The organism is Clostridium sp. Marseille-Q2269, assembly GCF_943736985.1.
Lineage (GTDB): Bacteria > Bacillota > Clostridia > Clostridiales > Clostridiaceae > Clostridium_F.
In genome coordinates, this window is the sequence record NZ_CALSFS010000001.1 from 251855 (window position 1) to 268699 (window position 16845).

12 protein-coding genes are annotated in these 16845 nt (G+C 28.5%); 2 read left to right on the forward strand and 10 right to left on the reverse strand.

All coding sequences use genetic code 11. The features are described from left to right. Positions 1–222 precede the first annotated feature (222 nt). The 4 genes from NGI68_RS01100 to NGI68_RS01115 form a co-directional block, all read right to left on the reverse strand. A complete protein-coding gene (locus NGI68_RS01100) occupies positions 223–861 on the reverse strand; it encodes a sulfate/molybdate ABC transporter ATP-binding protein (RefSeq protein ID WP_251859636.1) in 639 nt (212 codons plus the stop codon). Positions 862–875: 14 nt separating this feature from the next. Beyond that, on the reverse strand, positions 876–1535 hold the full coding sequence (modB, locus tag NGI68_RS01105; protein WP_251859637.1) for a molybdate ABC transporter permease subunit: 660 nt from the start codon (positions 1533–1535) through the stop codon (positions 876–878). 8 nt (positions 1536–1543) lie between these two features. Further along, a complete protein-coding gene (gene modA / locus NGI68_RS01110; RefSeq protein WP_251859638.1) occupies positions 1544–2347 on the reverse strand; it encodes a molybdate ABC transporter substrate-binding protein in 804 nt (267 codons plus the stop codon). A 231-nt stretch (positions 2348–2578) separates the two neighbouring features. Then, positions 2579–3274 (reverse strand): cyclic nucleotide-binding domain-containing protein, encoded by a 696-nt coding sequence (locus NGI68_RS01115; RefSeq protein ID WP_251859639.1) that lies wholly within the window; start codon positions 3272–3274, stop codon positions 2579–2581. 237 nt (positions 3275–3511) lie between these two features. Here NGI68_RS01115 and NGI68_RS01120 point away from each other — a divergent pair, with 237 nt between their 5' ends. Both NGI68_RS01120 and NGI68_RS01125 read left to right on the forward strand, forming a co-directional pair. Then, positions 3512–3937, forward strand: coding sequence for a DMT family transporter (locus tag NGI68_RS01120; RefSeq protein ID WP_251859640.1), 426 nt, complete (start codon positions 3512–3514; stop codon positions 3935–3937). 13 nt (positions 3938–3950) lie between these two features. Next, complete coding sequence (locus NGI68_RS01125; RefSeq protein ID WP_251859641.1) at positions 3951–4397, forward strand: DMT family transporter; 447 nt, start codon at positions 3951–3953, stop codon at positions 4395–4397. Positions 4398–4512: 115 nt separating this feature from the next. Here the strand turns inward: NGI68_RS01125 and NGI68_RS01130 are convergent, their stop codons facing one another. The 6 genes from NGI68_RS01130 to rsgA all read right to left on the reverse strand — a co-directional run bounded on the left by NGI68_RS01130 (position 4513) and on the right by rsgA (position 16658). After that, positions 4513–5514, reverse strand: coding sequence for a GGGtGRT protein (locus tag NGI68_RS01130; RefSeq protein WP_251859642.1), 1002 nt, complete (start codon positions 5512–5514; stop codon positions 4513–4515). Positions 5515–5535: 21 nt separating this feature from the next. Next, positions 5536–6228 carry an iron-sulfur cluster assembly scaffold protein gene (locus NGI68_RS01135; protein WP_251859643.1) on the reverse strand — a complete coding sequence of 231 codons (693 nt, stop codon included), beginning with the start codon at positions 6226–6228 and terminating at the stop codon, positions 5536–5538. Positions 6229–7061: 833 nt separating this feature from the next. Further along, positions 7062–11093 carry a calcium-binding protein gene (locus NGI68_RS01140; RefSeq protein WP_251859644.1) on the reverse strand — a complete coding sequence of 1344 codons (4032 nt, stop codon included), beginning with the start codon at positions 11091–11093 and terminating at the stop codon, positions 7062–7064. 263 nt (positions 11094–11356) lie between these two features. Beyond that, positions 11357–12679, reverse strand: coding sequence for an HlyD family type I secretion periplasmic adaptor subunit (locus NGI68_RS01145; protein WP_251859645.1), 1323 nt, complete (start codon positions 12677–12679; stop codon positions 11357–11359). A gap of 172 nt (positions 12680–12851) precedes the next feature. Continuing rightward, complete coding sequence (locus tag NGI68_RS01150) at positions 12852–14966, reverse strand: peptidase domain-containing ABC transporter (protein ID WP_251859646.1); 2115 nt, start codon at positions 14964–14966, stop codon at positions 12852–12854. A 606-nt stretch (positions 14967–15572) separates the two neighbouring features. Continuing rightward, positions 15573–16658: a ribosome small subunit-dependent GTPase A gene (rsgA, locus tag NGI68_RS01155; RefSeq protein ID WP_251859647.1), complete on the reverse strand. Its 1086-nt coding sequence runs from the start codon at positions 16656–16658 to the stop codon at positions 15573–15575. Between the last annotated feature and the right edge of the window lie 187 nt (positions 16659–16845).

The window sequence follows — 16845 nt, forward strand, 5'->3', positions numbered from 1 at the left end:
GATTTGTTTAATATGCCTTTTATAATTTAAACAACTCAAATATTAAATAATTAACACTTACAGATGGAATTTTTAATTATAATAATATTAAGACTTCTTTCTTATATCTAGATTCTAGCGCCATAAGAAAACGACTTCATATATGTTAATACTTCACTAAAAATTAATACTATAACAGAATATAAGTGTAAAACAATAAATTTAAATGAGCAAATATAAATATTAAACCATTTTACCATTATTTATATTGATTATTCTATCTCCTAAAATTTTAGCTTCATTCTCATCATGAGTAACCAATATTATACTTACATTACATATATTCTTAAAATCCAAAAACTCTTTATAAATTACTCCTTTAGTTTTAGAATCTAATGCAGAAAAAGCTTCGTCCATGAGCATAATACTAGGCTTTATAGCCAATGCTCTTGCTAAGGCTACCCTTTGTTTTTCTCCTCCAGATATTTCTTTTGGATATCTATTTTTTAAATGAGATATTTTCATAAGTTCCATCATATATTCTCCATATGTAGCATCAAATCTATTTTTTTTATTATTTTTAATACCAAACATAACATTTTCTTTTACAGTCATATGAGGAAACAGTCCATAACTCTGAAAAACATATCCTACATTTCTCTCTCTTATTGGTAAATTTATATTTTCATCATTTGAGTAAACAGTTTTATCATTTAAAATTATCTTTCCATTATCCGGAGTTGATATGCCACTTATACAATCTAATATACTAGTTTTTCCTGCACCAGACTGACCTTGTATAACCAATATTTCTTTATCTAATTGTATTTTCACATCTAAATCAAAGTAATTCAATTTCTTGAATATTTCAATATAATTCATGATCTGCTCCTAAATTAATATTTCTTAGATTTACCAAATTTATTCAGTCCATATATAATTATAAAACTAAATATTATTACTATACTCATTAAAATATTGGCAGTTTTACTATCTCCACTTTCTGCTGCAAAATATATGGCTAATGGAATCGTCTGGGTTTTTCCTGGTATATTTCCAGCTACCATAAGAGTTGCCCCAAATTCTCCTATAGATCTTGCAAATCCTAAAACTGTTCCACTTATTATTCCTTGAAAAGCTAAAGGAAATGATATTTTCCAGAAAATGGTAGTTTCATCTGCACCAAGTGTTCTTCCAACATTCTCATATAGATTGTCTACATTTAAGAATGCAGATTTAACATTTTGATATACAAGTGGTAAAGATACAATTATTGACGCTATGCACGCAGCTTTCAAATTAAAAATCAATCTTATATTAAAAAGTTCATAAAATGCTTTTCCCAAAAAACCATTAGCCCCTATTATCATTAAAAGTCCATAGCCAGTAACTGAAGGGGGTAAAATCATAGGCATCATTATAATAGTTTCCAAAATATCTTTTCCTAAAAAATTGTATTTGGTGAATATTCTAGCTAAAAAAACACCTAAAATTAATGTAATTAGAGTTGATATAATAGATACTTCTACAGATATTATTATTGGCTCTAATATCATATTTACACCTACTTATCACCAATCTTAAATCCCTTTTTCTCAAATATTTTTATACTTTCTTTTGACTTTAAATAATTCATAAATTTTTTAGCTATTTCTTTTTTCTTACTATTTGAAATAACTGCACATGGATAAACTATAGGTTTATGTGTGTTGCTATGAAAAGTTTGTACTATATAAGAATTCTTTAATTCCATTGCATCTGATTTATATACTATACCTGATGCTACTTCTTTATTATCAACATAATTTGCTACCTGCTTTACATCTTTAGCATATATAAGCTTGTCTTTAAGCTTATCCCATAATTTTAAACTTGTAAGTGCCTCTTTCCCATATTCACCTGCTGGTACGGATTCTACAGTACCAATTGACATATCCTTATTTTTTAAAATAATATCATTGATATTTTTAATTTCATTTTTATATTCATTAGATGAAATCAATACTAAATCATTTTCAAGTAAATCTTTTCTACTATCCTTAACTGTGAGATTTTTACTTTCTAATTGATCCATTTGTTTCTTACCCGCTGATATAAACAAATCAATTGGAGAACCTTGTTCTATTTGTTTTTGAAGTGTTCCAGATGAAGCAAAATTAAAATTCACTTTTACTCCAGTTTCTTTTTCAAAAATTGGTTCTATACTCTCTAAACTTTCTTTTAAACTGGCGGCAGCTGATACTGTTATTTCTTGTTTTTTTGCATTTTCCGTGTTTGTTGCCTTTGTTTGTTGTTTACCACATCCTACTAATGTGCCTAATGTTACAGCCATTGTAATTACAGCTAAGACTTTTTTCCCTTTCATCATATATACCCCACCTCTTAAAACATTAATGTATATTATATAATCTTTAATTAATTATAGCACGTTTTTTTACATAAGTTAACAATTAATAACAAACATGGACTTTTTTTAATATTTAAATATGATATTCATAAATAAAAATGTTGAAATATAAAATATATTTGCTAATAACTTTAAAATCAATATTTTTCTTGATTCTAAAAATTAATATTTTCCCATTAATTTTTATACTAATTATTTATATAGATCTACTGAAAGACTTTTTAAATTAGGCTTATCTAATACTTTAAAATATTTATTTTCCTTTTCTATAATCCCTCTGCCTATGAGAATATTTAGTGTTCGTAATAGATGTCTATAGCTTGTACCTAAAAGCTCTGCTATTTCTGTTAAATTCCCATTAAATCTTACTATTATCTCTCCATTATAATTTACATATTCTCCAGTAGCAAGTATGTAACTAGCTAGTCTATTTTCTAAAGGATATAGTAAATTTATAGAACTATTTTTTGAACATCTATTTAATTTTGCCCCCAATGAATTACAAATAAATCTTAAAAATTTACAGTCATCTAATAAATATTTCCTTACATTATTAAAAGATATAGCTATACAATAGGAATCTTCTATAACTTGAACATTTGAAGAAGCATTTTTAAAATTAATAACTTCCACATCCCCTACTACTCTAAAGTCATCATAAAAGCAAAGCAGCAAAGATTTACCATTGCTTAAAGTTTCATATGCTTTCGCTTTTCCTTTTACAAAGAAAAAAAGATAATTGATTTCTTCATCTTCTCTGCAAATATGTTCATTTTTTTTAAAGAATAACAGTTCCATAAATGGTTTCATATCCTTATCAAAGATATCTTCTATTTCATATTTTAAAATATATTGGTCTCTTTCATATAAATCATTTATCTTTTTCATAAACATAGACTCCTTATGAGGTAGTTTCTAAAATTAAATAGATTCTAATAAACATAATCTACTTTTAATATATCAAATAACTACAACTATATATGGATTTTTCTATTAAATTTCACACAAAATAGAATTATTAGAAATTATATAAATTCTTGTTTTAGTATGACATATGTCATATCTCTTTACAACTCTTTCATGGTAAATTAAATTTAATACTTTTAAATAGGAAGGATTATTAATATGAATAATAATTTAATCTCAGCTTTTATAGGTGCCTTAATAGCTATAATGACATTATTTAACGGAACTTTGTCTAACACTTTTGAAAACTATACTTCAAGCATAATAATTCACATTGTTGGGCTTTTTTCTATAATATTTGTACTTCTAATAACTAAATCTAAACTTAAAATTCAAAAGGATATACCCTTATACTTATATAGTGCTGGTGCTATTGGTGTATTTTCTGTAGTTTTTAGTAATATTAGTTTTTCAAAGCTTGGAGTATCATTGACCTTTGCTTTAGGTTTATTAGGACAATCACTTTCATCAATTTTTATAGATCACTTTGGATTATTGGGAATGAAAGTTATTAAATTTAAAAAAAAGAAATCTATTGGTTTGTTATTTATTGTTTTAGGAATCTTTATAATGACTGTTTTTTAGAGGAGGACTAGTAATGTTATATCTATTCATATCAATTCTAGCAGGCGCTTTTATTATAATTGGAAGAATAATAAATTCTAATTTAGCAGAAAAAATTGGTATATTTCAGGGAACTTTCTTTAACTATATTATTGGATTATTATTTTCATTCATATTCTTATTTTTAAGTAATGAAAGACTATCTATAACTTATACCACTATGAAATCCATACCTTTATGGACTTATCTAGGTGGACTTATTGGCGTTTTAGTAATTATATTGTCAAGCTATATTACCCCTAAAATGTCATCATTTTATTTAACACTAATTATTTTTATAGGACAATTATTTACAGGAATAATACTTGATTATTTTACCATTAATAAATTATCTATAGGTAATATTATTGGAGGCATTTTAGTATTAATTGGACTAACATATAACTTACTTATAGATAAAACTAAAAAAAGCTCCGTGTAAAGCCATTTACTAAACACGGAGCCAATTTATCCATTTATTGTTTTCATAATTTATTATAAATTTATGAAAATTATATGTTATGTTAAGATTTTTATTTTAATAATATATTTTTTTATTATTTGTTCATTCCTTCTTCTATAGCAACAGCTACAGCAACAGAAGCTCCAACCATTGGATTGTTACCCATTCCTATTAATCCCATCATTTCAACATGAGCTGGAACTGATGATGATCCTGCGAATTGAGCATCTGAATGCATTCTTCCCATAGTATCTGTCATACCATAAGAAGCTGGGCCTGCTGCCATATTATCTGGGTGAAGAGTTCTTCCAGTACCACCGCCTGATGCAACTGAGAAGTATTTTTTACCCATATTTACACATTCTTTTTTGTATGTTCCTGCAACTGGGTGTTGGAATCTTGTTGGATTAGTTGAGTTTCCAGTGATTGATACATCAACACCCTCTTTGTGCATTATTTTAACACCTTCTCTAACATCATCTGAACCATAGCATTTAACTTTAGCTCTTGGTCCTTTTGAGAAAGGAACTTCTCTAACTACTTCAAGTTCACTTGTATAGTAGTCAAATTTAGTTTCAACATATGTAAAACCATTGATTCTTGAGATTATATATGCAGCATCTTTTCCAAGACCATTTAATATAACTCTTAATGGTTCTTTTCTAACCCTATTAGCTTTTTCTGCTATTTTTATAGCACCTTCAGCAGCAGCAAAAGATTCGTGTCCTGCTAAAAATGCAAAACATTTAGTTTCTTCTCTTAAAAGCATAGCTGCTAAATTACCATGACCTATACCAACTTTTCTATCATCTGCAACTGATCCTGGAATACAGAAAGCTTGAAGTCCTTCACCTAAAACTGTAGCAGCATCCGCAGCCTTAGTACATCCTTTTTTTATAGCTATTGCAGCACCTAATATGTAAGCCCAACAAGCGTTTTCGAAACATATTGGTTGAGTTGATTTAACTATATTGTAAACATCTATTCCTTTTTCATCACATATTGCCTTAGCTTCTTCTATATTTTTCATACCATACTTTTCAAGTACAGGAGTTATTTGATCAATTCTTCTTTCATAACTTTCAAACAATGCCATTTTATTTTTCCTCCTTATATATTATTCATGTCTTGGATCTATAACTTTTACAGCTTCATCGAATCTACCGTATTGTCCAGTAGCCTTTTCTTTAGCCTCGTTAGCATCCATTCCTTTTCCTATCATTTCCATCATTTTTCCAAGGTGAACAAATTTATATCCTATAACTTCGTCATTTTCATCTAAAGCTACATCTGTAACATAGCCTTCAGCCATTTCTAGATATCTAGTACCTTTAGCCTTTGTTCCATACATCGTACCAACTTGGCTTCTTAGTCCTTTTCCTAAATCTTCAAGACCTGCTCCTACTGGTAGTCCACCTTCTGAGAAAGCTGTTTGAGTTCTTCCATATACTATTTGTAAGAATAATTCTCTCATAGCTGTATTTATAGCATCACAAACTAAATCTGTGTTTAATGCTTCAAGAATAGTTTTTCCTGGAAGTATTTCTGATGCCATAGCTGCTGAATGAGTCATTCCTGAACATCCTATTGTTTCAACCAAAGCCTCCTCTATAATACCATTTTTAACATTTAAAGTAAGTTTGCAAGCACCTTGTTGTGGAGCACACCAACCTATACCATGTGTTAATCCTGATATATCTTTTACCTCTTTTGCGCGTACCCATCTTCCTTCTTCTGGAATTGGAGCTGATTGATGATTTGCTCCTTTAGTTATAGGGCACATTCTCTCAACTTCTGTTGAATAAATCATATTTTGTTCTCCTTCCTGTATTTAAATAAATTATTACTACATACATTTTAGGACCCATAGGGGCTTTTAAGTTCCCACTATAAGCATAATCCTATTTGTTATTTTTTCTCACTACTATAGTTTAATAAATATCTGTAATTAGTACAATAACTTTTAAGCAAAAAAATATTAATTAAAACATTTACATTAGATTTTTTTTAATAAAATTAATATTTAATTGATATATATGTAAATTTTCCATATATTTTCTTTAAACTCTTATTGTAAAAAACTTATTATAAATTCAATTTTTAATACTTACAATTTCACACTTATTTTATTAAATAAATCAATTTAATTATTTAAGGTAAAATTAGGTCGTGTCTGAAAACAAAAAATTTGCACAAAATCTAGGTTTTATATAAAAGAAAAAACTTAGAGGTAACTATTATGGTACAAAAGCGTTATGAAATGTCTGATGAACAAAGGAAATCAAAGAATATATTGATTCACAAGAAGCTTCCTATACAATTCCACCTAAATCAAATGCGCAGAATCCATGGCATTGTGACTGGTGGGTTTACAAAGAGCGCCATTTAGTAGAATGCTTCTTTAATAAAATCAAGCTTTTTCGCAGAATTTCAACTGGCTATGACAAGCTGGCATCTTCTTTTCTTGCTTTTATTCATGTTGCTTCCATGTATAAAAAACTCTCTGCATTAAACAGAGAGTTTTAGTATCCATATTTAAAATCATAGGTTTTATGTTGTTAATAACATATTTTATCAACAGCCTTATGATTAACAACCCTATGATTATATTTTGTTTTAAACTATATTAACAAGTATTAAACTTTAGAAACTACCTGAAATATTACTATATACTTCTGAATGTTGTGTATTTGGGAAATAAGCAGGGTGTTCCAGTCCTAATTCTTGAACACTTAAAAAATCTGGAATTTTGTACTCATTAAAATTTGTTGCACTTTGGATTAAGCTCTCTATCTTGCTAGCATCTACAGTTGTATCTCCAATGGTTATATCTAATTTATCATTACTATCCCATCCATTTAATTTTAGGCATTTATCATCATAAATTAAGGCAAGATAACTTTGTTCTTGATTTTTTATAAACTCAAAATCATCTATTGAATTTATTCCACTAGTATTATCAAAAATTATTTTTTCACCGGATTCATAATCTTTTATTGTATCTTTTCCAAAATCCTTCGAGAAAATAAAAGTATCTGATCCTGCTCCACCTTGTATATAATCATTTCCAGTTCCGCCATTTAGAATGTCTTGTCCATCATTTCCATTTAATAAATCTGAACCTTCATCTCCATTTAATGTAGCTCCAGCTTTTCCTGCCATTAACGTATCGTTATCCATGCCACCATTTAATATGTGAGTCCCAGTTACATCGCTACCTTGAAGAAAATCTCTACCTGAATCTCCCCAAATTTCATTGTTATTTCCAGTTGCCTTTATATAATCTATGCCATCTCCACCATGCAGAAGATTTTTAGTTATGTTTCCTCCCATTATCATATCATTTCCGCCATTCGCAAAAATTTCTGAGGACCCTGTTCCAGTTTTATCTTCAATTTCAGGAATAACAATTACATCATTATTTTCTGTACCCTTTATATTATTTACTCCATCTAAAGACCCTTGAAAATACAATGATTTACCTTTAACTCCTGAAAAATCTATATCATTTACTTTAGCTGATGTTCCTATTAATCTCAATTCTTCTGGCTCTTGACCTTCACTTAATTCAATATCTGAATTATCTTTTATAGTAATCTTATTATTTTCTTTAGTAAGCCTTACTTCCTCAAAGTTAGAAAAATTTAAATTATAATCCTTTCCATCTCCAAGTTCTCTTATATAACTTAGATTGTTATCTTTTATAGAATATTCAAAACCAAATTGTTGATTTTCAGTTTCCTTAAGGGATGATATATCTAATATATCCATTCCATCTCCACCATCAGCCTTAGATTTAACTATACTATCACCTGTTCCATCATCATATACTCTTTGTATGTTAGAGAGAATAACATCATCATCTCCAGCTTTTGTTTCAATATTAGTATATATAATATCAGAAATTGTTGCTATAACTCTATTATTAACATTTCCAAGGTTACTAAAGTCCACTACTTCTTCATGTTGTGGATTCATTGTACCATAACCAGTATTATAATAACGTGTATGTCTATAAAAGGTTGGTAGTCCACTCATATCATCTACCAAATCTATCCAACATTTAAATCTTTCATATTTAGGCTCTGTTCTAGTAGAATAGATAGCTTCCTTCCCTACTATTGCACCTCCTGGTATCATGCCTCCAGATGTATATCCAGATATATACCTTTCTGTATGCTGATTTTTAAATTCGTTACTAAACATTTTTAATTGGTCTTTATTATATGAAAGCCAAGTACTTGTATCTATAACTCTTGGATTTTTTATTTCTTTTCCAGTTTCATCTATTACTATTTCCTTTCCTGTTCCAAAACCTAAAGAAATAGTATCTAACACATCTCTACCATCTATAGTTTGTAATCTGGCCCCTGCTGGTAAAACTTCAATTCCAGATTTAAGTTTTAGTTGATAATCATATGCCTTTAAATTTTCATCATAATCACCTTTTACTTTTAAGTTAGTGTCTACATTTCTTATATCATATCCTTCCCTATAGTCTGTCTCATTTCCAAATATAGATTTTATTTGTGATGGAGTAAGATATGCTGTTAAAAATTGAGTATGTTCTGTATTTGCATTTCTTTTTAAGAAATCAGCTGCTTTGTTTAAATCATTGGAAAATTCCTTATCAGAAGTTATATATTCCTTCATCATATTATCAAAGGTTCCAAACTTGTCCATAAGTTCATCTATAGCATCATCTTTAATTTCATCATTATAAGCAAAATGAGTTAAATTTATAATAGGAGTAGCATCTAATGAAGCTATCTTATGAAGAGCATCATAAATTATTCTATCTATTTCGTTATCTGCTGAATCTTTTAATTTTCCATATTCAATTGCTTGTTCTATAGCATCAATAGATGGCATTAATGGGTTTAACGCTAAGAAGAAATTACCTACCGCCTTTCCAATTTCGCTAGGACTTGAATCACTATCTAAATCTGATAAACCTCCTGCTGCTGTGACTACTGAACCCAATGCACTTATTACCATTCCTGCTACTTCCCCTATAGGTCCTCCCACCAATCCTACAAAATCTCCTGTGGTGCAAACTACTGCTCCAACTAAATTCATTATTTGACTTGGTTTAATATCAGATCCTGATGAAACCACATCTTCTATGGCAGAAGCCACCCAAGTTAAATCTGTTGCTATTCCTAATGCTCCTAGAACTTTACCACCAGTATGGGGAGTATCTGTGGTCAATCCTTTTTTTGGTACAGATGGAGCATCAATATTACCAATACTACTGCCTAAAGGTTTATAATTTCCTCCAATTCCATCTAATGTAGATACTGTTCCTGGAACTGTAGATGTAGGTATTATATCTGAAATATCACTAGATACAAATCTTGTAGAAACAAGATCTGTGGTATCTGTATTAAAGTTATAGCTATATCTATATTTTTGTTCCAAAACATTAGAACTAGTATAACTTTCTTTTAATGTTTCTAAGAAAGTTTTCCCATTAGTAAGTGTAGCATGCTTAGCCTCCATAAAACTATTTATGAAACTTATTCCATCAAATAAGCTTGATGATCCTTGAGATATAAATGAAAATATTTCGCTTGGAGAAGCTCCATCTTCAAAATCCTTTATTGCTTTGTAAAATATGTTTCCCATTGCAAGCATAGATGTTGGTTTACTAATCCACTTAGAAATCAAAGCACTCACATTGGTATGTGAATTTCCTGTAACTTGAGTATGAATTTGCATTCCTGCAGTAATTCCTGACCAAATTAATCCTGCAAGTCCCACTCTTTCTCTACCTGTTATATTCTTTATAATATCTTTATCTTCATCACTTAAATTAAATTCTGCAAACAATTTATCTGCTATTTCATTTGCAAATGCATCTTCTTCTGGAGTTGATGTATTATCTTTTGAATCTATATAGCTTTGAAGTTTATTTACTTCTACTTCTTCTTTATGATATTCCTCCATAAACAATGTTAATATGGAGTCTATACTTGCTAGTTTAGTATCACCATTATTTCCTTGTTGACTTAAAAAATTAATTATTTCAAGCTTTTTCACTACTTCTATTGGTATTTCTGCTATCTGTTTTCCTATAGTAAAATTAAACATATCACCCGATAATACAGATGCCATTGTTGTTCTCATAGATTGTGCAAGAGGGTATGATGCCTTGGATATTGCATCTTCCGGAAGTGGCGTTACCAGTGATTCTCTTATTATTTCCCGAGCTACAAAATCTATTTTAACTTCTATTGGCCCTGCTATTTTTGATGCTACTGATTCTGGTGTTTCTCCGTTTGATTCTATTCCTGATGCTATACAAGTTGCTTGTATTAATTTTGATATTACTGCCATAATTTCTGCTATTGCAGGTGGAAATGTTGAATTTCTTTCTGCTATTTGTGATGACATTGATTGTATTTGTGATTCCTTTGACACCATTACGGCTATCATTGATTCTACTTGAGATTCTGTTAAATTTATTCCTAATCCATATATACTATTTACTACTCCACTTGCTATTTCTGATGCTATTTGTGATGAAAATCCGCCATTTATTATTTTATAGTAATCTTCGATTCTTCTTACATTAAACTTATCAGTTGCATCTATATTGGAAGTAATTTTCATTAGTGTTATTTTTAGTGCTTTTTTTGTTATCTCTTCAATTGTTTCTTTAAGATTGGACATTGATTTAGCCTCCTAGCATAAATTATGATTAATAAATTTTTCATATCTTATCTATATAAGACAATTAAGTTGATACATATATAAATTGAATATATCTTTTCCCCCTCTCTATTTTGATTTTTACAAGATATTTTTTATCTTGAATTTATATAAAATAATTTAATGATTAAATTATTTTATTTCTACAAGATAGTTCTATAATTAACTTTAAATATTAGCTTATTTTAAATCAGTATTACTATGGTATAGAAAAATTAATATTATTATCTTAATCTAAATGAGTTTTTAACATCTTTAATTCCTGGTATAAAAAAGTCTATAATTCTTCTTTTCCCAGTATCTATTTCGCAGGTTACAGTCATACCTGGTGAAAATTTTAGATTCTTACCGTTAATATTTATATCCTTTTGTTTTAATTTCACTGATGCTTTATACATGGATTGATTATCAACTATCACTGCATCTGGTGTTATTTTCGTTATGGTTCCTTCTATAGTTCCATATCTTTGAAAATCAAAGGTATCAAACTTAACTTGAGCTTTTTGTCCTTCTGATATAAATCCAATATCTTTATTTAAAATCATAGTTTCTACAATTAGCTCCTTATTTTTAGGTACTATATGTACTATGGGAGCTCCGGCTTGTACAACTCCTCCTATGGTGTTTACTGCTAATTGCTGTATTTTGCCTTCCACAGGAGATTCTATAGTTAACTCTTTTATTTGTTTGTCCAATTTTTCAATATCTTTTTTATGAGACTCTACTAATTTAAGTACATTTACTAGCTCTTTTTCTAATTCTTGCCTGTTTTGTAGTTTTTGATTTTCTTTGTTGTTTTCCTTTATCTTTATATTGTCATTTTTAGTATTTATACTTTCTGTTATACTTTTTATCTGATCGTTATAAAGTTCTATATTATCTTGTTTTTCTTGCATATCTAATTTTTTATCATTGGCTTTTACTTGGGCTTTTTTTAAATCTTCTAACTCTTTAGTAGCCTTAGCTAAATTGTTTCTTGCCTCTTGTAGTCTTGCCTGAGTTTTCCCTAAATCCTCTCTTGCTTGTTTTATATCAATATTTAGATTTTCCATTTGATTTGAATACATATTATTTATAGTTTTACTATATCCTAGCTGTTCATTTACAAGTTCTCTAGAAGATTTTAACTTTTCTTCATTTATATCTGGGGTTTTTCCATCCTTATAAGCTTGCAATATATCCTTACTTGTATTTAAAATTTCTAATTCACTTTGAAGTTTATCTCTTTCACTTTTTATTATTGAATCATCTATGGTTAAAAGAGTATCCCCTTTTTTTACATCTTGTCCTTCTTTTATATCTATTGATTTAATAACCCCTCCAGTAAGAGACTGAACAATATTTGTATTCCCACTTGGTATTACCTTTCCCCTAGCAATAGCTACTTCATCCACTTTACTGAATATAGACCATAATATTGCTACTAAAACTACTAAAAATATGACCCAAATTGAAAATTTGCCCAAAGGTGATGCAGGAGCTTCTACTATTTCTATAGCTGATGGTAAAAACTCTGTTCTAATATTCTTGTTTTTAAATAACTTCATATTATAAGTTTCCTCCATTTTTATTTTGTTATAATGTTATATTTTTTCTTTCCTTAACTATATTTCAGATTATTTATTTTATTTGTAGATTACTAATTTTATCCAAAATTTTGACAATTCAGTTTATAAATATACTCATAATAAATATTTAATAATAAAGTTATCTTAAAACCTAGTGAGCATCCTGTTGACTGAATAGGTGATGATATAATCCCTTCCTATCTATAAGGTCCTTATGGGATCCAACCTCTACAAGATTTCCTTTATCTAAAACTAGTATCCCATCACAATCTTTTATTGTAGAAAGTCTGTGAGCAATTATAAAAACTGTACGATTTTTACATATATGTTTTAGATTTCTTTGTATTATGCTTTCTGACTCATAATCTAATGCCGAAGTTGCCTCATCAAATATCAATATAGCTGGATTTGTTATTAAAGCTCTTGCTATTGCTATTCTTTGACGTTGTCCTCCTGATAATGCTGCCCCTCTTTCTCCCACCTCTGTTTCATAAGCTCCTGGAAGTCCTACTATAAATTCATGAGCACCTGCAAGTTTTGCACAGTACACAACTTCCTCCATAGTAGCCTGAGGATAATGTATACATATATTATCTTTTATACTTCCACTAAAAAGGCAATTTTCTTGAAGTACTACTCCTATTTGTCGTCTAAGCCAACTTGGATCTGATAGCGATAAGTCCACTCCATCTATGGTTATTTTCCCGCTTTCTGGTATATATAATCTCTGCATAAGTTTGGACAATGTACTTTTACCAGAACCTGATCTACCAACAATTCCAACTACCTTTCCTTTTGGAACTTTGAAGGACATATTTCTTATGGCTTCTGGAGTATTAGGTGCATATCTATAGGTTACATTTTTGAATTCAACATCTCCCTGTATTTTTGGCATTCTAATTTTATTTCCATCTGAACTTGGTTCTGGTGCAGTATTAAATATATCTCCAAGTCTTTCTATAGAAACTCTCATCTGTTGAAATTCTTGCCATAAATTAACCAATCTAAGTATTGGTTGATTAAGTCTTGCGGAAATCATTCTAAAAGCTATAAGTTGTCCGATTGTTATTTTTTGACTCATAACCATATAAGCTCCTACCCAAAGTATTATGGCATCCGATACTTTTTGTATAAACTGAGCCACAGCATTTGAAGTACCTGCAATCATTGAAGTTTTGAAAGCTGATGTGGAGTAATCTGCCACCTTATCTTCCCATCTTTTCTGACTTAAAGCCTCAAGAGAAAAAGATTTTACAGTTTCTACACCTGTTACAGATTCAACTAAATAGTTTTGCATTTCTGCATTATATTTGAACTTTTCATCTAATTGTTTTTTGAATAAAGGGGTTATTATAGCATATAGTATTATAAATGCGGGGATTGTTAACATTACTATATTAGCTAAAGAAAAACTATAAATATACAGAACTATTATGTACACTATTAAAAACAATATATCTAGCACTGATGATAAAGGAACGCCTGTTAAGAAATGACGTACATTTTCAACCTCTCTTATTCTTGCAATAATTTCTCCTGTTCTTCTATTTTTAAAGAAACCAAAGGGAAGTCTAAATAAATGATTGAATATCCTTGAATTTAAAATTACATCTACTTTATTAGTTACATGAGAAAATACATAATTTTTCCCAAGGCCAATAATAAGCTCTAAAATACTTACAATAATTAAAGCTATCATTAATACTTTTAAAGTAGAAAAACTCTTATGTACAAACACCTTATCAATTATAGCCTGTATAATTAAAGGTCCCGTAAGAGAAAGAATTTGGATTACAAATGCAGCTATTAATACATCTATGAAAGATTTCTTAAACTTTAATATAGTGCTAGCAAACCATTTTATCCCAAACTTCATATTCAGATTTTTCATACTTTTATTTTTTATTAATATTACTCTACCAGACCATGTACTAAGAAAGTTTTCTTTTGAAATTTCTGAAATTTTTTGATGCTCTAAGTCAAAATAAAGCACTTTTTCATCATTGGCTGCTGTTACTATAGTAAATTTATTATCCTTTGTTTCTATAAGAAAAGCAGATGAAATATTTTTTAATTCCGAATACTCAAACTCAACTGTTTTGGCCTTAAGGCCTACCTTTTTAGAAATTAAAAGTATATCTTTTTCTTCTACATCTTTACCCTCAAGAGCAAAATCATGATCAATTTGATCTTCACTTAAAGGTACGTGATTAATTCTAGCTATAAATATAAAATTAGTTAATGATTCTCTTATGTTGTTATCCATTTGTCCTCCTTAAGTTATAGTTAATTATATTTTAATAATACTTTGATTGTCAAAGTATTATTTAGTATTCCATAATTGCTAATAAAATTATTATTAATACTCCATAAAAATGTAAAATAACTTATGCTATTAATATTTTAACTACATAAAATATTAGTTTATAAACAATATAATATAATAGCTATTTTGATAAAAAGTGCTAAAAAGACATAAAAAATACTCAATTGTCTGAAAAATCTAAGTATATAATTAATATTAACATAAATTATTCATAATTAAAATAGTAATGAATCAATAAATTTGCTATTAATATATCAATATTGTCTCTATATTTGTCTGTATTTAATAAACTTCCGTTTAAATAATTGTAAACTTGTAAAATTAAGTATGAAAGCCCATTCGTATTTTACTAATAATAATAAATTTTATTCACTATTAAAAATGTGAATGCCTTTTTTATTTAATTATATTAAAAATCTAATAAAATAATATTTACTAACGCTTTAAGTAAGAACTAGTTTTAAAATATTATAAAACCTCTGCGTTAAACAGAGGTTTTTCTTATTGTTCCCATTATATATTTTTATAAATTGTATTTTTTTCTAGTTATCTTCCTTTTTTCTTCTGCTTATCTTTCATTAGATTTCTTGCGTTTTTCATTTCACCCAAATTACCAAACATAGAATTTATTTTTTCTTTTTCAATTTGTTTAGAATTTAAGCATTCATATTTAGCTTCTTTTTTTAATTTATTATAGTTATCTAACCTCTCTTTTGATAATAGCCCTTTTTCTATGGCTTCAATTACAGCACATTTAGGTTCATTAGTATGAGAACAATCGCTAAATTTGCACTCCTTTGCAAGCTCTTCTATATCTACAAAGGATTTATTTAGATTTATACTCTCTACACCTATTTCCCTCATTCCTGGTGTGTCTATAAGTACTGCTCCTGAATCAAGAAGTATCATTTCTCTTCTAGTAGTTGTGTGCTTTCCTTTATTAAAACTACTTATTTCATTAGTCTTTAACAATTCTTTCCCTATTATTTTATTAATAAGAGTGGATTTACCAACCCCTGAAGATCCTATAAATGCTATAGTTATACCCTCTTTTATATATTTATCTATTTCTTTATAGCCATTTTCTCTTTTACTTGATGTGACTATAATATCAGTCCCAACAGCTATATCATTCAATTTATTTAACTTATTTTGTATATCACAACATAAATCTGATTTTGTAAGCACAATTGCAGGGGTAGCTCCACTATTCCAATCAATGCCTATATATCGTTCTACTCTGCGAAGATTAAAATCATTATTTAATGACATACATATAAATACCATATCAATATTAGCTGCAACAATTTGCTTTTCATTTGATGTACCTGCAGCTTTTCTAATAAAAGCACTTTTTCTAGTTAATACATGATGTATAATAGCATTACCTTTTATATTGCTATCTCTATCTAGCATTACAAAATTCCCCACTGATGGAAAATCACAAACACTTTTTATATCAAAACGAAACTTACCTGAAACCTCAGCCATTAATTGTCCTGTTTTTGTAATTACTTTATACAAATCCTTATACTGTGACATTACTCTACCAATATATAACCCATCATATAATGTAGATTCATTAATAAATCTTTCTGTTAAACCTATTTTCTTATAATCTATATTTATCAATTTAATATCCTCATTTTAAAATACATCTTACTGATTATTGGGAGGCATATATTCTATTTATACAAAATGCTCAATACCTCCAAAGTATACTACAATGTCTAACACACTACCTTTTAACATATACTTTTCATCTCCTTATAGATAATTATTATTTATCTGTAAAATTATTTTAATGTAGTTAGCATTA